The 323-nt window shown below is 69.7% G+C and carries 1 protein-coding gene; it reads right to left on the bottom strand.

Annotated elements, in window-relative coordinates; translation table 11 throughout:
• Positions 1-323, bottom strand: a 323-nt coding sequence (locus tag G8346_RS02855) for an RHS repeat-associated core domain-containing protein (protein ID WP_166048046.1), incomplete at both ends; no start/stop codon positions are given.

The following is a 323-nucleotide window of genomic DNA, read 5'->3' as shown; positions in this document are numbered from 1 at the left end:
TACCCGCTCGGGTCGGTATAGGAAAGCGGGTTGTTGCCGACGTAGGCGTAGCGGTTGAAGCCCTGGGTGGAGGCCGGGAACTGGACGAAGGGGTCCGGCGACAGGAACCGCCCGATCTCCGGGTCGTAGACCCGCCCGCCCATGTGGATCAGCCCGACCTGGTCCAGGTGCTCGTGGCCGGTGAAGCCGCGGGTCAGGCTGATCGCGGCGATGAACACCCCGGGGGTGGGGGTCTGCCAGGTGTCCGCCGGGCGCCGCTTGCCCCACGCATCATAGGCCAGCCGCTCGACCACGGTGCCGGCCTCGTTGGTGATCGCCACCAC

This window comes from Thioalkalivibrio sp. XN279 (assembly GCF_011089885.1).
GTDB lineage: Bacteria > Pseudomonadota > Gammaproteobacteria > Steroidobacterales > XN24 > XN24.
Note: the sequence above shows the minus strand (reverse complement) of the source record. Positions and strands in the feature narration are given on the sequence as shown.